The sequence below is a fragment of the Micromonospora sp. NBC_00860 genome (genome assembly GCF_045207375.1).
Lineage (GTDB): Bacteria > Actinomycetota > Actinomycetes > Mycobacteriales > Micromonosporaceae > Micromonospora > Micromonospora vinacea.
The window spans coordinates 1,232,310-1,254,219 of sequence record NZ_CP108825.1; the positions used below are offsets into that span (position 1 = coordinate 1,232,310).

A 21,910-nucleotide genomic window follows, 5' to 3' on the forward strand; every position below is an offset into this window, starting at 1 on the left:
CCCTGCGGCCGTCTGGACCGCCCCTCGATGAAGGAGATACCCCCGTGACCTCCTCTTCCTACACACCAGAGGTGAAGGGCCAGGGCCTCAGAGCCACTGTGCAACGCCTCGGCGGCTACTTGGCCGCGATGGTCATGCCCAACATCGGCGCGTTCATCGCCTGGGGCCTGATCACGGCACTGTTCATCCCGACCGGCTGGATCCCCAACAAGACCCTGGCCGAACTGGTCGGCCCGATGATCAGCATCCTGCTACCGGTGCTCATCGGTTACACCGGCGGCCGGCTGGTCCACGGCCAGCGCGGTGCCGTCGTGGGCGCGGTGGCGACCATGGGCCTCGTCGTCGGCGCGGATGTGCCGATGATCCTCGGCGCGATGATCATCGGGCCGCTCACGGCCTATGTCCTCAAGCTGTTCGACGGCCTGATCGAAAACAAGATCCGTCCCGGCTTCGAGATGCTGGTCGACAACTTCAGCGCCGGCATCATCGGCGCCGCGATGGCCATCGGCGGTGTCTACGGCATCGGTCCGGTGGTCGAATGGCTCACCAAGCAAGCCGGCTCGGGCGTCGACTGGCTCGTCGGCAAGGACCTGCTGCCGCTGACCTCGGTGCTCGTCGAACCCGCCAAGGTGCTCTTCCTCAACAACGCCATCAACCATGGCGTGTTCGGCCCGCTGGGCATCGCCGAGGCGGCCGACAAGGGCAAGTCGATCCTGTTCATGATCGAGTCGAACCCTGGCCCCGGCCTCGGTCTGCTGCTCGCCTTCATGGTCTTCGGCCCCCGCGCGCTGCGCCCCAGCGCCCCGGCCGCGATCATCGTGCAGTTCCTCGGCGGCATCCACGAGATCTACTTCCCGTACGTGCTGATGAAGCCGAAGCTGATCCTCGCCATGATCGCCGGAGGTGCGGCCGGCGTCGGCACCTTCGTGATCACCGGTGCGGGCCTGGTCGCCACCCCCTCGCCGGGCAGCATCTTCGCCTACCTCGCCGTCACCCCCAAGGGCGGCCACTTCGGGGTCATCCTCGGCGTCGTGATCGCCGCCGCCGTCACCTTCGCGGTCGCCTCAGCCCTGCTCGGCTTCGGCCGCGGCGAGCCCGCCGCAGACGCTGTCGGCCCCGACGAGGAGACGGCCGTCCGCCCGGACGAGGAAAGGGTTGTCGACCCCGACGAGACCCTGAACAAGTCTGCGAAGCAGGAGGTCTGAAGATATGTCCACCATCAACGGCACCGAGATCAAGAAGGTCGTCGTCGCCTGCGACGCCGGCATGGGCAGCAGCGTGATGCTGGCCAGCCAACTACGGCGGCAACTCGCGAAGAACGCGGTGACCGTCGAGCACACGCCGGTCAACTCGATCCCGGCGGACGCGGACGTGGTCATCTGCCACCAGGGGCTCGCCGCACGGGCCCGGGTCAGCGCGCCCGACAAGGTAATCGTGCCGATCCAGGTGTTCATCGGCGACCCGGCCGTCACCAGGGTCGTGAACGCGGTGCAGCGCGGGGGTGAGCTGAGTGGCTGAACTGCTGGCCCGTGACGCGATCCGGCTCCACGAGCGGGCCGGATCGCGGGACGAGGCGATCAGCCGCTGCGGCGCGGTACTCGTCGAGGTCGGCGCGGTCGCCCCGGCGTACGTGGACGCGATGCTCGCCCGTGAGCAGAGCGTCTCCACGTATGTCGGGGAGGGCGTCGCCATCCCGCACGGAACGCTGAACAGCAAGGAGTCGGTCCAGCGCGACGCCCTCGCGGTGCTGCGCTTCCCGGACGGCGTCGACTGGGACGGCTTCGACGTGCGGGTCTGCGTTGCCATCGCCGCGGCCGGCGACGGACACGTGGACATCCTGGCCCAGCTCGCCTCGGTGCTGATGGACCCAGCGCAGGCGCAGCGGCTACGAGAGTCGACGAGCGCCGATGACGTGATCACCATCCTTGAAGGGAAGCCCTCGTGAAGGTTGTCCGATTCCACGCACCCGGTGACGTCCGCATCGAGGACGCCCCCGAGCCCACGCCGGGTCCCAACGACGTGAAGATCCGCGTCCGGGCATGCTCCACCTGCGGCACCGACGTGAAGATCTCCCGCTTCGGCCACCACCACATCGCCCCGCCGCGCGTCATGGGCCACGAGATCGCCGGCGAGATCGTCGAGGTCGGCGCCGACGTCACGGGCTGGCAGCCCGGCGACCGGGTCCAGGTCATCGCCGCCATCCCGTGCGGTCAGTGCGCCGAGTGCCGGCGCGGCCGGATGACGGTGTGCCCCAACCAGGTGTCGATGGGTTACCACTTCGACGGCGGGTTCGCCGAGCACATGGTTGTGCCGCACAACGTCCTCGCCGTCGACGGACTCAACCGGATCCCCGAGGGACTCAGCTTCGCCGAGGCATCCGTCGCCGAGCCTCTCGCCTGCGTCCTCAACGGCCAGAACCTCGCCGGTGTGGGGGAAGGCGACGACGTGGTCGTCGTGGGCTCCGGGCCGATCGGCTGCCTGCACGTCCGCCTGGCCCGCTCGCGCGGCGCGGCCCGGGTGTTCCTCGTCGACCTCAACCGCGAACGCCTCGACCTGGCCGCCAACCTGGTCCGGCCGGACGCGGCGATCTGCGGCGCCGAGACCGACGTCGTCGACGCGGTACTCAAGCTCACCGAGGGCCGGGGTGCCGACGTCGTCATCACCGCCACGGCCGCCGGCGTCGCACAGGAGCAGGCGGTGCAGATGACGGCGCGGCAGGGCCGGATCAGCTTCTTCGGCGGCCTGCCGAAGGACAAGCCGGTCATCTCCCTGGACTCCAACCTCGTGCACTACCGCGAACTGACCATCGTCGGCGCCAACGGCTCCAGCCCGGAGCACAACAAGGAAGCGCTGCGACTCATCGCCAACGGCTCCGTGCCGGTCGCCGACCTCATCACCCACCGCCTGCCGCTCGACCGCGCCCTCGACGCCTTCGGCATCGTCGCGCGCGGCGAAGCGATCAAGGTGACGATCGAACCCTAGGGGGATCCGATGCCCACCAGAACAGTCCTCGTCGGCTCCGCCAGCGGGCTGCACGCCCGACCGGCGGCGCTGTTCGTCGCCGAGGCGGCGAAGCAGCCGGTGCTGGTCACCATCCGCAGCGGCGACAAAAAACCCGTGCCGGCCCGCAGCATGCTCGCCGTGTTGTCGCTCGGCGCCAAGAAGGGCACCGAGGTCACCCTGGAGGCCGACGGCGACGGCGCTCAGGCCGCCGTCGACACCCTGGCCGACCTCCTCGAACGTGATCTGGACGCCGTCGATGCGTGAACTTCGGGGGATCGGGGCCAGCCCCGGTGGTGCGGCGGGGCCGGTCTACCGGCTGGCCCCGCCGCCGGCCCTGCCGCCGCTGGTGGAGAGCGTTGATCCCGGGGCCGAGAAGGCGGCCGTCCGGGCCGCGGTCCTCGCCGTCGCCGCCGACCTGACCCGTCGCGCGGACACCGCCCTGGACGTGACCGCCGCCGAGGTCCTGCGCGCGCAGGTCATGATGGCGCAGGACGAGACGCTCATTGACGCGGCCGACATCGCCATCGACGGCGGTGCGGACGCGCCGCACGCGATCACCGACGTGCTCGCCGGGCACCGGGCCGCCTTCGAAGCCGCAGGCGGGTACCTCGCCGAGCGGGTCAGCGACCTCGACGACCTGCGGGACCGCCTCGTCGCGGCGTGCCTCGGGCTGCCGATGCCGGGCGTGCCGGACCCTGGCCATCCGTACCTGCTCATCGCCCGCGACCTGGCGCCCGCCGACACCGCCGGCCTCGAGCCGGGCCTGGTGCTGGGCCTGATCACGGCCGAGGGCGGGCCGACCAGCCACACCGCGATCCTGGCCCGGACACTCGGTATCCCGGCCGTGGTCCGCTGCCCGGGCATCCTGGACGTGACCGACGGCGTGCTGGCGAGTCTCGACGGCACGAGCGGCGTCGTGGTGGCCGGTGTCTCCGCCGAGACGGTGACCACTGTCAACGCGGACCGGCTCGCGGAGATCGACCGCCGCGCCCGCTCCCGAGGCCCCGGGCGGACCGCGGACGGCCATCCCATCGCGCTACTGGCCAACATCGGCTCCGCTCGCGACCTCACCGGCGAGGTTGAAGGCGTCGGCCTGTTCCGCACCGAGCTGCTCTACCTCGACCGCAGCGACCCGCCGTCTCACGAAGAGCAGGTAACCGCGTACCGCGACGTCTTCGCCGCGCTGCCCGGCCGCAAGATCGTCGTGCGCACCCTCGACGCCGGCGCCGACAAGCCGCTGCCGTTCCTGCGTCTGGCCGATGAACCCAACCCTGCGCTGGGCATCCGCGGTCTGCGGGTCGCGCGGCAGACACCTTCCGTACTCACCACGCAGTTGGCCGCGATCGCGGCGGCGGCTGCGGCGACGGACGCCGACGTCTGGGTGATGGCGCCGATGGTCGCCACGGCGGCGGAGGCGGCAGCGTTCACTGAGTCCTGCCGCGAGCACGGCCTGCCGACCGCCGGCGTGATGATCGAGGTGCCGGCCGCGGCCCTGCGCGCCAGCCAGGTGCTGCGCCACGCGGACTTCCTCAGCGTCGGCACCAACGACCTCAGCCAGTACACGTTCGCTGCTGACCGCATGTGCGGCGACCTCGCTGACCTGCTCGACCCGTGGCAGCCCGCGCTGATCGCGCTGCTCGCCTCCTGCGCGGCAGCCGGCGTCGAGGCGGGCAAGCCAGTCGGCGTGTGTGGAGAGTCCGCAGCGGATCCCGATTTCGCCCTGGTGCTGGCAGGCCTGGGCATCACCAGCCTGTCCATGGCGCCCCGCAGCATTCCGGCGGTGCGCGAGTCCCTGGCCCAGCACACCCTGGACGAGTGCCGCCAGATCGCCGAGGCGGCCCTGGCCGCCCCCAGCCCGGAGGCAGCCCGGGCGGCGGCGGCCGGTGCTTCGCGCCAGCTCCGGATCGGCGACGGCGTGTCCGTTCGGTGAGCCGGTCACGGTCAACGACGATGGTCTTGGCTGCCGACCGGCGAACCCGCCCGCGTCGACGCCGAAATGGCCGACATGGCAACCACCCTGCGCACCCTCGCCACCGGCCACCGGCCACCGGCCACCGGCCACCGGCCATCGGCAGCAGGCCCACAGCACATCCTGGGCGCCGCTCCCACCGGTGTCCATACCAGGTTGGACAGCGGGCGTGCGTCAGCCTTCCGGGTGTCCGTCGTAGACGCGGATCTTGTACTCGGTGGTCTCCAGCGCCAGCCTGAGCTCACGGATCTGCCGCGTGATCCGGTCGTGCTGGTCGCGCATGATGCGTCGGCGTTCCGTGACGGTGCTCGGGCCCTGCTCGACGAGCGAGATGTAGCGCTTGAGGTCGGTCATGGTCATGCCGGACAGGCGCATCCGGGTGAGGAAGACGAGGCGGCGCAGGTCGGATGCGGAGTACTCGCGGTACCCGGAGGCGTTGCGGGCGGGCCGCACCAGTCCCTCCCTGCTCGTAGTACCGGAGGGTGTGCGTCGGCCTGTGACGTAGCATTCGTGCAGCACCGTCTCCCGGGAGTCGGTGCACCTGCGCTGACACCCTTGCCTCCCCGCTGGCGGGGGTCAGGTGAGTCGTGATCGCCCGCGCCCTCGTTGGCGCGACGAGTAGATCGCCGAGGCGCTCGTACCTCCCACTGCCGGTCGCATCACCGGAGCCGGCGCCGCTGCCGACCTTGCCTGCGCCCGCTGCCCGCAGTGGCGATGGCGTGCAATTGACGTGGGCCGCCCCGACGCCGCCGGCCGCGTCACCGCTCGTGCACTGCTGCGGGCCTTGGGCTGGACGCCGGGCCTCACGCTGCACATCGACGTCGTGGCCGGCGCGCAGGTCGCCGTAGCCACGGCATTGCTGAGACACCGCGAATTGGACCCCCTGATCAGCGCAGGGCCGCGCGGTCTTCGGAAGCCGCGTCGACCATCTCGGCGGCCTCGCGACGGATCCGCTCGCTACCCCAGGCACCGAGCGGCCCGAGCGCCTGGTTGAGCGTGCGCCCGTGCTCGGTCAAAGAGTATTCCACCCGCGGCGGCACCTCGGCGTGGACCTTCCGGTGTACCAGGCCGTCCTCCTCGAGCTCGCGCAAATGCTGTGTCAGCATCTTTTCGCTCACTCCGGGCAGACCCCGACGCAGCTGCGCGAAACGGCGTACGCCATGGGCCTCGAGTTCCCAGAGGATCAGGCCCTTCCACTTGCCGCTCACCAGGTCGAGCGCCGCATCGATGCCGCAGATGTAGGGCCCGCGTCGGGGTGCCTTGGCCATCGCTGATCCCCTTACTTAAAGGTAAGTACCGCAGAACTTAGTGGGTACTTACGAGAATAGTGACACGTCGCCGAGCATGGAGAGGTGAACAACCAACAGCACAACAGCGCCGTCACCGTGATCGGGCTCGGCCCGATGGGCCAGGCGATCACCCGCACCCTCCTCGCCGCCGGCCATCCCGTCACGGTCTGGAACCGCACCACCGGCCGGGCCGAGGGCGTCGTCGCCGACGGCGCGACGCTCGCGGCGACACCCGCCGAGGCGGTCGAGGCGAGCAGCCTCGTCATCCTCAGCCTCACCGACTACCAGGCGATGTACGACATCCTCGGTCCGGCCACCGCGTCTCTCGCCGGCCGGACGTTGGTCAACCTAAGCTCCGACACCCCCGACCGTAGCCGCGAGGCGGCATCCTGGGCGGCGGCCCACGACGCGGCCTTCCTCACCGGTGGCGTCATGGTCCCAGCGCCGATGGTCGGCACGGACGCGGCCTACGTCTACTACAGCGGCCCCAGCGAGGTGCTGGACAGCAGCCGAGAGGTGCTGGCCCAGATCGGCGAGCCGAAACACCTGGGCGAGGACCCGGGTCTCGCCCAGCTGATGTATCAAGCCCAGCTCGCGGTATTCCTCGGCACCCTGTCCGCTCTGATGCACGCCACCGCGATGCTGGGCGCCACGGGAATGAAGGCCACGGAGGCTATGCCGGAGTTGATCGCCTCGGCCGAGTCGATCGGCGCCCTCCTCCGCGCCGGCGAGGAAACCCTCGGCGCCGCAATGGACGCCGGAGAACACCCCGGCCACCTCAGCACGGTCACCATGATGGGCGCGACCGCCGACCACATCGTCGAGACCAGCACGACACTGGGCCTCGACCTCGCGCTTCCCCTGGCCGTGCGAGCGCATTACCGGCATGCAATCGAGAATGGGCACGGCGGCGACAACTGGACCCGCATCATCGACAGCATCCGCGAGCCACGGGACAAGCGGCGACCTCTCATCAGCTGACTCGCGGAACCGGACCTTGCCGTCGTTCGTCGTACGGCGGGCGGCGGCGACGTCGGTATACAGGTGCAACCGGCCGCACGGCACGGTCTTGCGGGTGACCGGGCACTGGGTGGTGTCCGTCCACAGGTCCGCCCAGCCGCACCGGCTCGATGATCCCACTCGGCGTCGGTCAGGTCGGAAGGGGCATCGCCGCACTCGATCCACGCCTGTCTACCGACCGCGCTCTGACGCTGACCCGGGCCAGGCTGGCGGCTGTCAGACGCCCTCAAGTCTCCCGGGCGACGGGCGCATGTACACGAACCAGGTGATGACGAAGCAGATCGCGTAGAAGGCGATGAAGGCGATGTAGGCCGCATCCGCGGTCTTGTAGGCCAGGAACGACTGCCGGAAGGCAAGATTGACGAGGACTCCGCCAAACGCGCCGATGGCACCGGCGACGCCGATGAGCGCGCCGGAGAGGCGCCGGGCCTCGTGCTCCGCCGCCCGGTCATGCGGGTCGGCCGCACCGCCGGCGGTCAACTGCACACCGCACCTGGCCCGGAAGATCGCCGGGATCATCTTGTACGTCGAGCCGTTGCCGATGCCGCTGAACACGAACAGCGCGATGAAGCCGACCAGGTACAACGGCAGCGAACGTTGCTGGGAGGCGAGCAGGACGATCGACGCGCCGGCCGCCATCGCCACGAAGTTCACGAAGGTGACCCGGGCCCCACCGAGCCGGTCGGCCAGCACGCCGCCCACCGGACGGATGAGCGAGCCGAGCAGCGGTCCGAGGAACGTCAGGTACGCGGCCTTCACCGGGGTGTCGAAGGTGTCGGCGAACTGCACCTGAAGCACCTGGCCGAAGGCGAACCCGAAGCCGATGAACGACCCGAACGTGCCGATGTAGAGCAGGGACATGATCCAGGTGTGCGGTTCGCGGGTGACGTCACGCATGGCCCGTTTCTCGTTGCGGGCATGGCTGAGGTTGTCCATGAACATCGCGGAACCGAGCGCGGCCAGCACGATCGCCGGCAGGTAGATGCCGGCGACGATGCCGGGACTGGCCGTCCCCAGGACTGCCAGCACGAACAGGCCGACGAGCTGGACCGCGGCGACGCCGAGGTTGCCGCCTCCGGCGTTGATGCCCAGCGCCCAACCCTTGAGCCGGTCGGGGTAGTACGCGTTGATGTTCGCCATCGAGGAGGCGAAGTTCCCGCCGCCGACGCCGGCCAGCGCGGCGATGAGCACCAGCGTCGAGTACGAGACGCCGGGCCGGATCAGGAAGGCGCCGAGCAGGCTCGGGATCAGCAGCAGCGACGCGCTGATGACGGTCCAGTTGCGGCCGCCGAACCGGGCCACGGCAAGGGTGTACGGGATCCGCAGTACCGACCCGACCAGTGCGGGCACGGCGGTGAGCAGGAATTTCCCGGCCGGATCGATGCCGTACTGCGGCCCGAGGAACAGCACCAGCACCGACCACATCGTCCAGATGGAGAAGCCGATGTGTTCGGAGAAGATGGAGAAGATCAGGTTGCGCCGGGCGATGCGGGATCCCCGGCGTTCCCAGAAGATGGGGTCCTCGGGCCGCCAGTCGTCGATCCAGTGTCCGCGAAGGGTCAGGCTGCGCGGGTCCTGCTCGATGCTGCCGGGCACGGCCGTGGTCATGGTTCCTCCCAGGTGAGTCCTCGGTCCGCTCGACACCGTGATTGCTTCGTTCCTCAGGCCGGCGGCAGACCCACCACCAGGCGTCCGTCGGCGTCGGCGCGGACCGGGTACACGGTGAGTGGGGACTGGCCGGTGGTCGAACAGCCGGTCGCCAACTCGAAGGTGTTCTGGTGCAGGGGGCAGACGACGACCTTCATATCCACCAGGCCGTCCGCGAGCGGCCCGCCGGCGTGTGGGCAGACCGCCGACACCGCGCGCAGGCTGCCATCACGCAGCCGGAAGACGGCGATCATGTCGTCGCCCACGGCGTAGGCACGTCCCTCCCCGAGGGGGATCTCGTCGACCGGCCCGAGCTGGTGTTCCACGGCGACGAGCCTGGCCATCACACCCGCCTCGCGGATGCCGGACCGGCACCGTTCCCGTTGTCGGCCGAGCCGCCCCCCGGCACGGCGGAGCCGATCGACGGCACCACCGGCCCCGGGACAGCGACCGGTACGGTTTCGCGGACCGGCACCTGAGGCAGGACCGCCAACGGAAGGGAGGTGCGGAACTGCCCTGGAGTGACCGGGTCGCGCCGTTCCAGCCACGGGTCCCGGTACGCGGCGACGGAGGCAGCCATGGCCGCGTCGAGCCGCGCCGCGATGCCGTCGCTGTCGTCGACGACCACCGCCCGGATGTGGTCGATGCCGAGGCGCGGCACCCACGCGTACGTGCGTTCCAACCAGTTCGCGCTCTCCCGGTAGTACTGCAGGAACCGGCCGGTCAGCGTGATGACCTCGTCGGGCGAGTCGACGACGGCGAGGAGGTCCCCCTTGCGGACGTGGGCGCCGGCGGCCCCGCCGACGTAGATCTCCCACCTGCCGCCGTCGATGGCGACCACACCAAGATCCTTCACGTACGCCTCGGCGCAGTTACGGGGGCAGCCGGTGACGGCAAGCTTCATCTTGCCGGGGCCCTCGATGGCCTTGAACCGATCCTCGATCGCGATGCCGAGAGCGGTGGAGTCGCCGACGCCGAAGCGGCAGAAGTCGGAGCCGACGCAGGTCTTGACCGTCCGGAAGCTCTTGCCGTACGCGTACCCGGACGGCATGTCGAGGTCCGCCCACACGCTCGGCAGGTCTTCCTTGCGGATGCCGAGCAGATCGATGCGCTGGCCGCCGGTGATCTTTACCAGTGGTACGGAGTACTTCTCGGCCACCTCGGCGATCCGCTTGAGCTGCGCCGGTGTGGTCACGCCGCCCTTGATCTGGGGGACGACCGAGAAGGTGCCGTCTCGTTGGATGTTGGCGTGCACCCGGTCGTTGATGAAGCGGGCGTCGCGTTCGTCGACGTACTCGTCGCCCCACATCATCCGCAGCAGCGAGGCCAGGCCCATCTTGCTCTTCGCGTCCTCCTCGCCGCCGGGCACGAGGGTGGCGAACACCGCGGAGACGGATTTCAGGCCGTGTTCGCGGATCACCGCCATCAGCTCCGCCTTGGGCATCGGCACACCGGGGACATACCAGCTCGCGGCCGGGTCGTCCTCGACCTTGCCGTCAGCGGCCCACTCGACGATCTGGGCGACCAGGCCCTTGCACGACCCGCAGCCCTTGCCGGCACGGGTGGCGTCCATGACACCGGTGAGCGTCTTCACGCCGCCCTGCACGGTGTCGACCAGCGCCCGCTTGGTGACGCCGTTGCAGTTGCACACCTGCACGTCGTCGCCGAGCTCCGCGGCACTCACGTCGGCCGACGGCGCGCCGAGGTCGAACAACATCTCGACCCGCTCCTTCGGCAGGGCAAGCCCACGGTCGAAGGCCTGCATGAGGAACGCGACCTTCTGCACGTCGCCGAGGAGGGTCGCGCCGACAAGCCGGTCGTCGCGGATGATGATGCTCTTGTAGACGCCCTTGCGCGGCTCGGCGAAAACGACGGTCTCGTCGTCGTCGCGTTCCGCCTCCTTCAGGCCCATCGAAGCCACGTCCACGCCCGCTACCTTGAGCTTCGTGGCCAGCCGAGAGCCGTGGTACGCCGCGTTCGGGTTCGTCCCGGTGATGTGGTCGGCGAGCACTCGCGCCTGCTCCCACAGCGGAGCCACCAGGCCGTACGTCTCGCCGCGGTGCTGGACGCACTCGCCGACGGAGTAGATGTCGACCTCGTCCTGCACGCGCATCTGGTCGTCGACGACGATGCCCCGCTCCACCGGCAGCCCGCTGGTCGCGGCCATCTCGGCATTCGCCCGGATGCCGGCGGCCACGACGACGACGTCGCAGGCCACGGTCCGACCGTCCTTGAGCTTGACTCCCGTCACGGCGTGCTTGCCGAGCACCTCGGTGGTGTGCGCGCCGAGGACGACCTCGATGCCGAGTCGCTCGATGCTGCGCCGCAGGATCGCCCCCGCCTGAGCGTCCAGTTGAGCGTTCATCAGATGGCCGGCGGCGTGCACCAGGGTCACGTGGGCCAGGTGATTCTGTAGGCCGCGGGCGGCTTCCAGACCGAGCAGGCCGCCGCCGATCACCACCGCGCGCTCATGCTCGCGGGCGTACCGGATCATGTTGCGGGTGTCGTCGATGGTGCGAAATGCGAACACCCCCTGGTGGTAGCCGCGCCCCGGGCGGTGGATGCCGGGAATCGGCGGGACGAACGCCCGGCTGCCGGTGGCGATGATCAGCTTGTCGTACGGCGTCTCGGTGCCGTCGTCCGCGTAGATCCGTCGCGCGAAGCGGTCGATGCGGATGACCCGGGTGCCGGCGTGCAGGGTGATCCCGTTCTCGGCGTACCACGACATGTCGTTGAGGAAGATGCCCGCCTCGTCGTCGACCCCGGAGAGCACGTTGGAGAGCAGGATGCGGTTGTAGTTGCCGTACGGCTCCTCGCCGAACATCGTGATGGCGAACTGGTCGCCCCCGCCGCGTTCGAGGATCTCCTCGACCGTGCGGGCGCCGGCCATCCCGTTGCCCACCACGACAAGGCGCCGGCGCTGGTCGACGGCGTCCATCAGACCTCGACCAGCCCCAGGTCGACGATCACGGTGCCGGACACCCCGGCGGGCGCCGCCACGTGCACCTCGATACCGGTGCCGGAGTCGAGGTCCTCGACCACCCGCAGCGGCACGTGGACGTCGGACTTGGCGCCGATCGGGAAGTACCGCATCGGCTGGCCGTCGCGCATGAGCAGGACACAGATCAGCTCATCACTGGCATTGCCGCCCCGGAAGTAGACCGGCTGGGCAACGACGCCGCCCGGCACCACGTAGCTGAGCGTGCCGTCGACGAGCCCGGGCCGGTCGAGGCCCTTGCCCTCAAAGCTGTAGACGCCTTGCAAGAAACGGGGAGTGGTGTGCACAGCGACGCTCCCTTGCTCATTGAGGTGCTGGATTGGGCGGTCGGGTGGTCAACAGGTCCGTGTCGTCCGGGCCGCCCGCGCGCGCGATCGACACCGCGCAGGACTTGAAGGCCGGCATCCGCGAATGGCGGTCCAGCGCCGGGTCGGTCAGCGCGTTCACCGCGGAGCTGCCGGCCCAGTGGAACGGTGCGAAAATGGTGTCGCGGCGGATGCCGTTGGTCAGGCGCGCCCGAAAGAGAGCCCGCCCGCGTCGGCTGCGCAGTTCCACCACGTCGTTGTCGGCGATGCCGTGCCGGAGGGCGAGGTCCGGATGCAGCTCCGCCCGGGCATCCGGCAGCGCCATGGTCAGGGCGGCGACCCTGCGGGTCTGGTTGCCGCTCTGGTAATGCTGCATGTTGCGGCCGGTGGTCAGCACATACGGATAGTCGGCGTCGGGCAGTTCCGCCGGATCGCGGTGCTCCACCCGGAAGAACTTCGCCCGCCCATCGGCGGTCGGGAACTGGTCGGTGAACAGCCGCGGCGTACCGGGATGGTCCTCGCTCGGGCACGGCCAGAAGACTCCCTGCTCCGCCTCGATGCGCTCGTACGTGATTCCGGCGTAGTCGGCCGTCCCGCCGGCGCTGGCCCGGCGCAACTCGTCGAAGACGCGGCGCGGATCGTCGTCGAAGTAGCGGCCGCGCCCGAGCCGACCGGCGAGGTCGGCGAGCATCCGCAGGTCGGTGCGGACCTGCGGCGGCGGCGACAGGGCCCGCTTACGGCGGATGACGCGCCCCTCCAGGTTCGTCATCGTGCCCTCCTCCTCCGCCCACTGAGCCGTGGGCAGCACCACGTCGGCCACGGCTGCGGTCTCGGAGAGGAAGATGTCGGAGACGACCAGCAAGTCCAGTGCCTGCAGCCGGTCCATCACCCGGTTGGTGTGCGGGGCCGACACGGCGATGTTGCTGGCGAACACGAGCAGCACGCGTACTCCGTCGTCGGTCCCGAGCCGGTCGAGCATCTCCCAAGCCGACCGGCCCGGCCGGGGCAGCTCGTCCGGGTCGATGCCCCAGACGGCCGCGACGTGTGCGCGCGCCGCGGGGTCGTCCAGGCGCCGGTAGCCGGGCAGTTGATCGGCTTTCTGTCCATGCTCGCGGCCACCCTGCCCGTTGCCCTGCCCGGTGACCGTGCCGTAGCCGGAGAAGGGCCGTCCGGGTAGGCCCAGGGCGAGGGCCAGATTGAGGTACGCCTGCGCGGTGTCCGTGCCGTTGCTGTGCTGCTCGGCGCCGCGAGCGGTGAGCACCATCGCCGACGTCGCGGTCGCCAGCAGCCGTACCGTCTCCCGCAGGTCCCGTTCCGGTACGCCGGTCATCCGCTCCACCCGGTCCGGCCAGTACGCCGCGACGGTTGCCCGGACCGCGTCGAAGCCACTCGTACGATCGCGCACGTACGTCTCGTCGACCAGGCCCTCGCGGATCGCGATGTGCAGCAGCCCGTTCGCCAGTGCGAGGTCCGTGCCCGGCAGTGGCTGCAGGTGGAGATGAGCTCCCCCCACGGTGGTCGTACGGCGGGGGTCGACGACGACGTGCCGCGCGCCGGCGGCCCGTCCGGCGTCGAAGTACTGCATGGACGGCGGCAGCGCGTCAGCCGGATTTGCGCCCACCAGCAGCACGGCCTGCGCCTGGGCGATGTCGGCCAGGGGGAACGGCAGGCCACGGTCGATCCCGAGGGAGCGGTTCGAAGCGGTCGCCGCGGACGACATGCAGAACCGGCCGTTGTAGTCGATCGACGCCGACCGCAGCGCCACCCGGACGAACTTGCCCAGCGCGTACGCCTTTTCGTTGGTCAGCCCGCCGCCACCGAAGGCCCCGACGCTGTCGGGGCCGTACCGGTGTTGGCTGGTACGGATGGCGTCGACGATACGGTCGAGGGCCTCGTCCCAGCTTGCCGGTCGCAACGGGCTGGTGCGGTCGGCGGGATCCTTACGGACGAGCGGGCTCCGCAGCCGGTCACTGTGGTCGAGAAGGTCGGCAGCCGTCCATCCCTTGGCGCACAGACCGCCCCTGTTGACCGGGAAGTCGTTGGGCCCCAGCAGAGGCGGCCCGTCGCCGATCGTCAGGGATATCCCGCACTGCATGGCGCAGTAGGGGCAGTGCGTATCGATCATGGACGATGCGCTCACCCGTCCGATGTTTGCCGGGCACTGTTTCCGATCCATACCGAGGTCGTAACGCTCTGCGACCCTCGGCTGCTCCGCCAACCAGGAGGTCTTCGTGGCCCACGCAAACGCTGCTTTGAGATCCTCAACCGGATCCGGGAGATGTTCCCCAGTGCTGGCGCCGGCGCCTCGGTTCGCCTGATTCCGCGCCTGGTTGAGGTGGGCGGTCGCTCGGCGGGTGGGTGCATCTGACGTGGGTGGTGCTGTCGCCGATGTCTTCCTCGTCGCGTGACGCCGTCTGGACGATGTGCCGGCCGGATCGGCGTTGCCGTGGTTGTGCGGACTGGCGCGTTTAAGGGTGTGCGGGCTTCAGATCCCGTTGAGGCGCGGCTGCGGCCTGACGCACGGATGCTTCCTCAGTGGGGTCGTTGCGTAGCGTGAGCAGCCAGCGGTGCGTCTGTTCTGTGAGCGGGGCGTGCTGAGCGGCCAACAGCCACGTGGTTGGCGGTGAGTCCTTCGGCGATGGCGAAGAGGCCGATGCCGGCGAGGAACTCGGCGAAGATCCGCCGGAGTCGTGGTGGTGATGTGCGCTGTTGAGCAGCGGGGCGGAACGCGACGTGTTCCTGGTTGCTCTGCTAATGGCCTGCGCTATCGGACACTACGCGTAACCCCGGAGGGCGAACCTCGAAGGCACGTGACCAGCAGCTTTTCCTTCTCCGGCAAACGTTTGGCGCCCCGACAGTTATAACCGGGAGAATGCTCGCAACGCGGGGAGTGTAGGCATTGTTCATCGACGTGCGTGCCCGCTGACTCTGATCCCGCCGCTATTAACATCCCATAGGAGGTTCACGGAATGACCACACGCAGGACACGGGCGCGAGTAGGTTTTACGGCGCTCGCCGCGCTTGGGCTCGCATTGTCCGCCGCAAGTCCAGCCTTGGCCGCCAACACATACGCTTTTGAAGGTAGCGACTACGCCGCAACCAACCCAGCCTGGAGCAACTGGTTCGAGGTATGCGACGTGGAGAAGGACGGCAACGGCGTTTATGCACAATTCCGCGACAGCTACGAAAACTACATTGGGGGATTTGACGCCAAATACTGGGACAGTGATGGGTCGGCTGGCGGGTGCAGGAGCGGAAACCTCTCTGGTTATGTCGCAAAGATCCAGGTCTGCGAGGACGATTGGGGCGATGACACCTGTTCCGGCTGGAAGCCTGTAACTCATTAGTGCGGCAGTTCTTGCAGCGCCGTTGCACGAACATCGCAGCCACTGAACGGTAATGGAGACGGAGGCCCGCGGATCTCTCCGGGGGTCTCCGTCTACGACCCCACAGCACCGGCACCATGATGAGGCTTCAGCGGTGCGGCGATGGCATCCATCGGCTGAGTTATACCGACGAGTTTCCTCCTCGGCGGAGGCCCTCACCATCTGGTCGGCGTTGGCCATCAGTTGTTGTCAGAGCGCTGCGCTGCGCGAACGGGTCACACTTGCGCGCGCAGCGGGCGGAAGAACGCTCGCAGCTCCTCGGCGAGCAGCCGAGGCTCCTCGATGGCCGGGAAATGTCCGCCGCGCGGCAGCTCGGTCCAGCGTTCGACCTGGTAGAAACGCTCGGCCAGCTCACGCGGCGGCTTAGGCAGCGGCACGAACTCGTTGGGGAAGAGCGCGAAGCCGGCCGGCACCGGGATTCGCTCGGTCACCGGCGTGGGTTGCCGGCGGTGCTCGTAGTACATCCGGATCGACGGCGTAATGGTGCCCGTGGCCCAGTAGAGCGTGAGCGTCGCGAGGAGGTGCGCACGGCCGATCCGTGCGTCGACGTCGCCGTGACTGTCCGACCAGTCGCGGTACTTCTCGACGATCCAGCCGGCCAGCCCGGCGGGGGAGTCGGTCAACCCGTACCCCAAGGTTTGGGGTTTCGTCGCGTGTTGATGTGCATAAGCGCCCTCGGCGGCTTGCCACTCGTCCATCCATGCGAGGTACCGCTGCTCCGCGTCGCTCCACGGCTGCTGCGGCCGCGGCATCGCCGTGGCGCTCAGGAGGATGCCGGTGACACTCCTCGGATGCAGCTTGGCGAGCTGCGTGGTGACGCCCGCGCCGAGGTCGCTGCCGTGGGCGGCGAACGTGCGGTAGCCGAGCCCTTCGGTCATCAGCCGATGCCAGCGGTCCGCGACGAGGGCGTTGACCACGCCCGGGGATGCCGGCCAGTCGGAGAACTTAAACCCCGGCAGCGACGGCACCACCACGTCGAAAGCGTCGGCCGGGTCGTCGGGCTCGGTGAGCAGCGGGATGAGGTCGCGGTATTCCAGGAAACTGCCGGGCCAGCCGTGGGTGAGCACGATAGGTAGCGGGTCTGGCCCCCGGCCGCGGGCGTGGACGAAATGCGTACCCTCGAATCGGTAGTGCGGCAGCTCGTTGAGCGTCTTCTCGAAGGCCGGCCAATCGAAACCCTGCCACTGGCTCAGCAGCTCGCGCAGGTAACCCGGCTCGGTGCCCTCACCACCGGTTTGCGCACGACAAGCAGGTAAAGCCCGGTCGGCGACGACGCGGGCAGCCTCAGCGAGACCCAGCACCGGCGGGCCGAACAAATAGCCGCCTTCGTCAGCTGAGACACGCTCATACTCGACGCATGGCGCGGGATGCTTCACCGACTGCCGCTGTTCGGCGGTTCGCCGCTGATTTGCGCGATATTCGTGGTCGGCTACTTGCCGACTTGCTTCCCATCGCGGACATCGCGGATCTTCTGACAGCGGTTCGCTCGCGGCGGGAACTGCCCCGGGAGGGCCTCACCCGTAGCGGGATCGGGTACACCGTCCACGGCGCAGGGTGCCGCATGGTCAGCTCCGAAGGTAGAGAAGTCGACGTCGACTTGGTCACCGATCCCGTCCTCGGGTGCGCGGTTGAAGCATTCGACGCTTGGCGCGTTCGCTGGTTCCTTGATGAAGCCGCCGATGACGGCTACAACCATGAGGACATCGTCGAGGCCTGTAGCCGCCTTGCCCGGGCGGGTCACCTACGCGAGGTGGTCGAGGGCCGCTGGTTCGCGTTGCCTGATGCTTCAGGTGGCTCAGCCTGAGACACCCACACAGCAGCCAACCGCCGTCCGCCTTGAACCATCGCACGTCGCAGGAATCCGGATCTGCCGCTGGGTGGGTGCCTGGGCTGTCCGGTGTCGACCGCCATTCGTAGCGGCTCTGCCAGCGGGAGCGGGCTGCTGGGGACGTCGAGAGCTCCAACTCGCGAGGGTCATCCAAGGACTGTCAAGGCACCCCACTTCGACCTGGAACTGGCGATGGCGATCCTGTCTGGGCCGCTGTACTTCCAGCTGCTGATCACTCAGGAACCGCGGGCCTCGTCAACGCCGACCGCACTGTGCCGGCGGGCCTTCATCGCCTCGTAGAAGGCATCGTCGTCACCACCCGTTACCTGCTCGTAGGCCTCGCTGGCCACGTAGTTCACCGACTCGGCGAACAGCGTGCCGTCATCTGCCTCGATCGCCGCTTGTCGTACCACGGGATGGTCAGCCAGTCCGTCGGGCGAGGCCAGGACACGTTCGTACCACTCGCGCCCGAGCGCGATGACCCCCGCCCGGAAATCGATGAAACTGTCGTCCGAGCATCCCCCGCCGATCAGGTACGCCGCCGCCCACACGTCCCAGCGATAGAGGGCGTCATGGAGCTGATCGAACAGCTCCTGGAACTCGAGGATGCCCTGCGGTGATGTCGCCGAGTGCGGTCATCGGGGCCGTGATTTCTGCCCGGCTCATCCGGCGTGGGGTGGTGCCCGCAATCATGCTGGATCTGCTTCCGCACGTGGACATAACTTCAGATCTGGCGGTGGCCGCCTCGCGTCCACACCCGCGCCTGCTCCGATCCTTACGGTCGCACTTCGACGAGGGGGGCATCAGCCGGACGGAGTGGGCCGGCGCGGTGGAACTCCACCAGGTGCGGCCGGAGTACTTAAGAACTTCTAACGGCCGCTGTGGTGGCTGCCGGTGGAGCGGAGTGACCGGTGACCGCCTTGCTGATCCGGCTCGTTGTCCGCCACCGGATTGCCCAGCTGGGTCACCCAGTCGACGAACTCCGCGTCCTGCCTCGGCAGCGGCTCGCCGTCCGCTGGGGTGCCCCCGTCGGCCCGGGACTTGTTGCGCCGGAACAGGCCCAGCCGCCCGCTGGCCCGTCCCGCCTCGACGCCGGATGCCGGGTCGGCCGGCGCGGGGACCGGGTCGGTCCCGGCGGGGCGGGTCGGCACGCCATCGGTCGTGCGCGTAGGCCCGGCGCGCCGGGCGGTCGCGAGGGCGTCCCAGTTCGCGGCCCGGCTCAGGTTGGGCAGTGGCGGCCGGTGCCGAGGTGGGAGCGCCGGTTCGGGCCTCTCTTGCGTGCCGGCTGACGGGGTCGCCTCGGCACCCGGAGCGGGCTCGGCCGAGGGCGGCACCCGCCGCGCCGGAACGACCGGCCAGATCGCCTGAACCCGCGTCCGGTCGGTCTTCGGCGGCTGGTACATCCGGAGGGTCCCCGGAGCGACGAGGCCCCCGTCGGGCGGCATCCCTTCGGGCTCGGTGTTGTCGACCTCCGCCTCCGCCGTCCCGGAGCCGTCCCCGCCAGGTCCCGCGGGAAGGTGGGCCGCCGTAGCGGGGGCCGGTTCCGATGTCGCCGGGGTGTCGTCGAGGTCGGCGGGTGCGGCCAATGCGGCGGTAACAACCGGTGCACCGAAGCTCAGCGGTTCGGCTGCGGTCGGGAGCTTCGCTGCGGTCGCGCCGGCGACCGGCCCCGTGCCGGCCAGGTCGACGGGCTCCGGCTCGTCGGTCGTGCCACCAACGGCCGGCCTCGTGGCCTGCCGCACGGCGGGACCGGCGGCCAGCGGACGGAGGATGTCGGCTGACTCGTCGACCCGTGTTTCGGCGGTGCGCGGCAGGAGCGGCCATCGGAACGACGCGGCGGCGGCCGAGCCGAGCACACCGGCGGCGACGGCGAGCAGCGCCCCGTAGTACGGCGTGATCTGGTACCGGTCGACGGCGTCGCCGGGACCGGCGGTCAGATAGGTGAACGCGACCAGCACCGTGCCGGCTGCGCCGGTCACGCCGTTGACCAGCGGCGGATGCCCGCGCCAGCGGGCCAGCCCGCCGGTCGCCGCGCCGATGAGCAGGGCCACCGACGGCAGAGTCAGGATCGCCAGCCGGTGTGCCGCGTCGGCGTCGAGCCAGGCCGGCTCCAGCACACCGAGCCGTACGGCGGGCAACGGCCCAGCGGTTGCGAGCGACGGGACGACCGAGACGAGCGCCAGCAGCCAAACGATGCCGCCCACTGCCGCCATGTTCCAACCCAGTGGCGGCTTCACCAGTACGGCGATCGCGGCACCCGCGCCAACCAGCGCGCCGAGGGTCGCGCAGATGCCGAGGGCCCAGATCGGGTCCACAGAGAAGCGCTCGGCGGCCTGGGCTGGCCGGATGCAGAGCGGCGCCACGACGGTGGCGCCCAGTGCGGCGGCGGCGGCTACGGCCACCAATCTGCCCGTGCTCCGCAGCGCCCCGTACCGGCGGGCCAGGCGTGCGGCGACGACGGTGCCGGCTACGGCGGCGTGTGCCGCGAACCAGGCCACCCAGACGAGCTGTGCAGGCCACTGGTTGACGGCGGCGCCGGTGGAGGCGCCGGCGAGCTGGACGATGCCGAGGCTGAACGCGATGCCGAGTTGACCGGCACCGGCGAGCATGCCCATCCCGAGCGCTGTGAGCAACAGGTTACGCGTTGTGCGAGCGAACATGTCCGGCACGTTACGCACCTAGTGCGGCTATTTTTACGGAATTGCGGTTTTCGCGTCCGACCGCCGTGCCAGCTTTGCCTCAGTTCGACCAGGCGCGATGCACCTGGTGCCGCCCACATCGCTGAGCATGTGGACGCTGTCCGGGTCGCGACAGATGACGCCGGCGGTGGGTGCGAGCCGGCTCCCACCCACCGCTGCGCGCCGATGGTGCGACCAAGCGATCAGGCTCAGCAGCGCGGTCACACTCGTTGTGGCAGGGTCACGCGGAGTTGCGCCACTTGCGGCCGTGCCGGCCGATGAGCCGGTCGGCGTCGGTCGGGCCCCAGGAGGCGGCCTCGTAGGTGGGGATCGGCGAGTTGTCCTTCTCCCAGTTGTCGATGATCGGGTCGACGATCCGCCAGCACTGCTGCACCTCGTCGCTACGGATGAACAGCGACGCGTCACCGATCAACGCGTCCAGGAGCAGACGCTCGTACGCCTCCGGGGACTCCTCGACGAACGTCTGGTCGTAGGAGAACTCCATTGTGGCGGTGCGGACCCGGAACGAGTGGCCCGGCACTTTGGCACCGAAGCGCAGCGAGATGCCCTCGTTCGGCTGGATCCGCAGGATCAGCGCGTCAGCATCGAGGCCGGTGAGCTGGTCGGTCGGGATCGGCAGGTGCGGCGGCCGCTGGAACTGCAGTGCCACCTCGGTGAGCCGGGCCGGCAGCCGCTTGCCGGTGCGTACGTAGAACGGCACCCCGGCCCAGCGCCAGTTGTCCACGTTGAGCCGCATCGCGGCGTAGGTCTCGGTCCGCGACAGGGGGTCGACGCCGGCCTCGTCGCGGTAGCCGGCCATCAGCTCCTCCCGCGTGCCGCCCCGGGTGTACTGTCCCCGGACCGCGGCCTCGGCGATGTCCCGGTCGGTGGGGAGCCGGATCGCCTGCAGCAGTTTCACCTTTTCGTTGCGTAGGCCCTCAGCCTCGAATGAGGCCGGTGGCTCCATCAGTGCCAGCGCGAGAACCTGGAGCACGTGGTTCTGCACGATGTCCCGCATCGCGCCGGCGTCCTCGTAGAAGCCACCGCGGCTGCCGACGCCGAGGGTCTCGGCGACGGTGATCTGCACATGGTCGACCCAGGAGCGATCCCAGATGGGCTGGAAGATCGAGTTCGCGAAGCGCAGCGCCAGCACGTTCTGGACGGTGTCCTTGCCCAGATAGTGATCGATACGAAAGACCTGGTGCTCGTCGAACGCGCTGTGCACGACGCCGTCGAGCTCGCGGGCCGTGACCAGGTCGCGCCCGTACGGCTTCTCGATGACCAGGCGGGAGAAGGAGCCTTCGCGTGGCTGGTTGAGCCCGACACCGGCCAGTCCGTGGATCACCGGCTCGAACGCCCCGGCCGGAGTGGACAGGTAGAAGAGCCGGTTGCCGGAGGTGCCCCGCTGTGCGTCCAACTCGTCGAGGGTCTCCACGAGCCGCTTGTAGGTCTCCGGGTCGTCGTAGCCGCCGGCCACGTACCGCACGCCGCCCTGGAGCTGGCGCTTGCTGGCGAGGGTGCGTTCGCCGAGGGCGCTCTCGGCGAACTGCTCGTCGGTCATCGACGTGCGCGCGACGCCGACCAGCGCGAACTGGTCCGGGAGCCGCTCGTGCCGAGCCAGGCTCTCGATTGCGGGCAGCAGCTTACGCCGGGTCAGGTCACCGGAGGCACCGAAGATCACCAGCGTGGCCGGCGGGGCACTCCGCTCCTGGATGAGCTGAGAGGTGTGGTCCATGGTCTGCGTTCCTCCGGGCACAAGGGGTGTGGGGTCAGTGGGTGCCGTCTGT

General features: G+C 69.5%; 19 protein-coding genes and 1 pseudogene. 9 read left to right on the forward strand and 11 right to left on the reverse strand.

The window, feature by feature from the left end; all coding sequences use genetic code 11:
- The first annotated feature begins 44 nt into the window (after positions 1-44).
- From mtlA to ptsP, 6 genes are read left to right on the forward strand one after another with little or no spacing between them, the layout of a single operon-like run.
- Positions 45-1,205, forward strand: a complete 1,161-nt coding sequence (gene mtlA / locus OH804_RS05565; protein ID WP_406063267.1) for a mannitol-specific PTS transporter subunit IIC — start codon at positions 45-47, stop codon at positions 1,203-1,205.
- 4 nt (positions 1,206-1,209) lie between these two features.
- The gene (locus OH804_RS05570; RefSeq protein WP_124778212.1) at positions 1,210-1,518 is read left to right on the forward strand and encodes a PTS lactose transporter subunit IIB; all 309 of its coding nucleotides are present in this window, start codon (positions 1,210-1,212) and stop codon (positions 1,516-1,518) included.
- The gene (locus OH804_RS05575) at positions 1,511-1,945 is read left to right on the forward strand and encodes a PTS sugar transporter subunit IIA (RefSeq protein ID WP_406063269.1); all 435 of its coding nucleotides are present in this window, start codon (positions 1,511-1,513) and stop codon (positions 1,943-1,945) included. The genes OH804_RS05570 and OH804_RS05575 overlap by 8 nt, the downstream gene beginning before the upstream one ends.
- Positions 1,942-2,982 (forward strand): zinc-dependent dehydrogenase, encoded by a 1,041-nt coding sequence (locus tag OH804_RS05580; protein WP_406063271.1) that lies wholly within the window; start codon positions 1,942-1,944, stop codon positions 2,980-2,982. The genes OH804_RS05575 and OH804_RS05580 overlap by 4 nt, the downstream gene beginning before the upstream one ends.
- A gap of 9 nt (positions 2,983-2,991) precedes the next feature.
- Positions 2,992-3,267: an HPr family phosphocarrier protein gene (locus OH804_RS05585; RefSeq protein WP_124820844.1), complete on the forward strand. Its 276-nt coding sequence runs from the start codon at positions 2,992-2,994 to the stop codon at positions 3,265-3,267.
- On the forward strand, positions 3,260-4,933 hold the full coding sequence (gene ptsP, locus OH804_RS05590) for a phosphoenolpyruvate--protein phosphotransferase (RefSeq protein ID WP_196924128.1): 1,674 nt from the start codon (positions 3,260-3,262) through the stop codon (positions 4,931-4,933). Before OH804_RS05585 ends, ptsP begins: the two co-directional genes overlap by 8 nt.
- 213 nt (positions 4,934-5,146) lie before the next feature.
- On the opposite strand, the gene OH804_RS05595 is transcribed toward ptsP, so the two are convergent.
- Positions 5,147-5,425 carry a MerR family transcriptional regulator gene (locus OH804_RS05595; protein ID WP_406063274.1) on the reverse strand — a complete coding sequence of 93 codons (279 nt, stop codon included), beginning with the start codon at positions 5,423-5,425 and terminating at the stop codon, positions 5,147-5,149.
- Positions 5,426-5,859: 434 nt separating this feature from the next.
- Positions 5,860-6,240, reverse strand: coding sequence for a winged helix-turn-helix transcriptional regulator (locus OH804_RS05600; RefSeq protein WP_406063276.1), 381 nt, complete (start codon positions 6,238-6,240; stop codon positions 5,860-5,862).
- Between the two features lie 84 nt (positions 6,241-6,324).
- Here OH804_RS05600 and OH804_RS05605 point away from each other — a divergent pair, with 84 nt between their 5' ends.
- The gene (locus tag OH804_RS05605) at positions 6,325-7,242 is read left to right on the forward strand and encodes an NAD(P)-dependent oxidoreductase (protein WP_406063278.1); all 918 of its coding nucleotides are present in this window, start codon (positions 6,325-6,327) and stop codon (positions 7,240-7,242) included.
- A 255-nt stretch (positions 7,243-7,497) separates the two neighbouring features.
- Here OH804_RS05605 and OH804_RS05610 read toward each other — a convergent pair whose 3' ends face one another.
- From OH804_RS05610 to OH804_RS05630, 5 genes are read right to left on the reverse strand one after another with little or no spacing between them, the layout of a single operon-like run.
- On the reverse strand, positions 7,498-8,889 hold the full coding sequence (locus tag OH804_RS05610; protein WP_196924124.1) for a NarK/NasA family nitrate transporter: 1,392 nt from the start codon (positions 8,887-8,889) through the stop codon (positions 7,498-7,500).
- Positions 8,890-8,942: 53 nt separating this feature from the next.
- Positions 8,943-9,272 (reverse strand): Rieske (2Fe-2S) protein, encoded by a 330-nt coding sequence (locus tag OH804_RS05615; protein ID WP_196924123.1) that lies wholly within the window; start codon positions 9,270-9,272, stop codon positions 8,943-8,945.
- Positions 9,272-11,866 carry a nitrite reductase large subunit NirB gene (gene nirB, locus OH804_RS05620; protein WP_406063280.1) on the reverse strand — a complete coding sequence of 865 codons (2,595 nt, stop codon included), beginning with the start codon at positions 11,864-11,866 and terminating at the stop codon, positions 9,272-9,274. Before nirB ends, OH804_RS05615 begins: the two co-directional genes overlap by 1 nt.
- Positions 11,866-12,213 (reverse strand): molybdopterin oxidoreductase, encoded by a 348-nt coding sequence (locus OH804_RS05625; protein ID WP_196924121.1) that lies wholly within the window; start codon positions 12,211-12,213, stop codon positions 11,866-11,868. Before OH804_RS05625 ends, nirB begins: the two co-directional genes overlap by 1 nt.
- Before the next feature lie 16 nt (positions 12,214-12,229).
- Positions 12,230-14,356, reverse strand: a complete 2,127-nt coding sequence (locus OH804_RS05630) for a molybdopterin oxidoreductase family protein (RefSeq protein ID WP_406066446.1) — start codon at positions 14,354-14,356, stop codon at positions 12,230-12,232.
- Between the two features lie 844 nt (positions 14,357-15,200).
- Between OH804_RS05630 and OH804_RS05635 the strand changes: the two genes are divergently transcribed.
- Positions 15,201-15,578: a hypothetical protein gene (locus OH804_RS05635; RefSeq protein ID WP_196924120.1), complete on the forward strand. Its 378-nt coding sequence runs from the start codon at positions 15,201-15,203 to the stop codon at positions 15,576-15,578.
- Between the two features lie 254 nt (positions 15,579-15,832).
- On the opposite strand, the gene OH804_RS05640 is transcribed toward OH804_RS05635, so the two are convergent.
- Positions 15,833-16,993 carry an epoxide hydrolase family protein gene (locus OH804_RS05640; protein ID WP_196924119.1) on the reverse strand — a complete coding sequence of 387 codons (1,161 nt, stop codon included), beginning with the start codon at positions 16,991-16,993 and terminating at the stop codon, positions 15,833-15,835.
- On the opposite strand from OH804_RS05640, the gene OH804_RS05645 reads away from it, so the two are divergent.
- Positions 16,975-17,421 (forward strand): DUF6896 domain-containing protein, encoded by a 447-nt coding sequence (locus tag OH804_RS05645; protein WP_196924118.1) that lies wholly within the window; start codon positions 16,975-16,977, stop codon positions 17,419-17,421. The two genes, OH804_RS05640 and OH804_RS05645, sit on opposite strands and share 19 nt — an antisense overlap.
- A gap of 260 nt (positions 17,422-17,681) precedes the next feature.
- On the opposite strand, the pseudogene OH804_RS05650 reads toward OH804_RS05645, so the two are convergent.
- The 3 genes and pseudogenes from OH804_RS05650 to zwf form a co-directional block, all read right to left on the reverse strand.
- Positions 17,682-18,059, reverse strand: a pseudogene (locus OH804_RS05650) (DUF4240 domain-containing protein); the annotation flags it as partial.
- A gap of 255 nt (positions 18,060-18,314) precedes the next feature.
- A complete protein-coding gene (locus tag OH804_RS05655; protein ID WP_406063284.1) occupies positions 18,315-20,105 on the reverse strand; it encodes a hypothetical protein in 1,791 nt (596 codons plus the stop codon).
- A 259-nt stretch (positions 20,106-20,364) separates the two neighbouring features.
- Complete coding sequence (gene zwf / locus OH804_RS05660) at positions 20,365-21,858, reverse strand: glucose-6-phosphate dehydrogenase (RefSeq protein ID WP_196924116.1); 1,494 nt, start codon at positions 21,856-21,858, stop codon at positions 20,365-20,367.
- Positions 21,859-21,910 lie beyond the last annotated feature (52 nt).

Excerpts from the sequence above, each read along its gene's own strand:
- OH804_RS05570 (WP_124778212.1), top strand. The coding sequence starts at position 1,210 with ATGTCCACCATCAACGGCACCGAGATCAAGAAGGTCGTCGTCGCCTGC.
- OH804_RS05585 (WP_124820844.1), top strand. The coding sequence starts at position 2,992 with ATGCCCACCAGAACAGTCCTCGTCGGCTCCGCCAGCGGGCTGCACGCC.
- ptsP (WP_196924128.1), top strand. The coding sequence starts at position 3,260 with ATGCGTGAACTTCGGGGGATCGGGGCCAGCCCCGGTGGTGCGGCGGGG.
- OH804_RS05600 (WP_406063276.1), bottom strand. The coding sequence starts at position 6,240 with ATGGCCAAGGCACCCCGACGCGGGCCCTACATCTGCGGCATCGATGCG.
- OH804_RS05610 (WP_196924124.1), bottom strand. The coding sequence starts at position 8,889 with ATGACCACGGCCGTGCCCGGCAGCATCGAGCAGGACCCGCGCAGCCTG.
- OH804_RS05615 (WP_196924123.1), bottom strand. The coding sequence starts at position 9,272 with ATGGCCAGGCTCGTCGCCGTGGAACACCAGCTCGGGCCGGTCGACGAG.
- nirB (WP_406063280.1), bottom strand. The coding sequence starts at position 11,866 with ATGGACGCCGTCGACCAGCGCCGGCGCCTTGTCGTGGTGGGCAACGGG.
- OH804_RS05630 (WP_406066446.1), bottom strand. The coding sequence starts at position 14,356 with ATGATCGATACGCACTGCCCCTACTGCGCCATGCAGTGCGGGATATCC.
- OH804_RS05635 (WP_196924120.1), top strand. The coding sequence starts at position 15,201 with ATGACCACACGCAGGACACGGGCGCGAGTAGGTTTTACGGCGCTCGCC.
- OH804_RS05645 (WP_196924118.1), top strand. The coding sequence starts at position 16,975 with ATGGCGCGGGATGCTTCACCGACTGCCGCTGTTCGGCGGTTCGCCGCT.
- OH804_RS05655 (WP_406063284.1), bottom strand. The coding sequence starts at position 20,105 with ATGTTCGCTCGCACAACGCGTAACCTGTTGCTCACAGCGCTCGGGATG.
- zwf (WP_196924116.1), bottom strand. The coding sequence starts at position 21,858 with ATGGACCACACCTCTCAGCTCATCCAGGAGCGGAGTGCCCCGCCGGCC.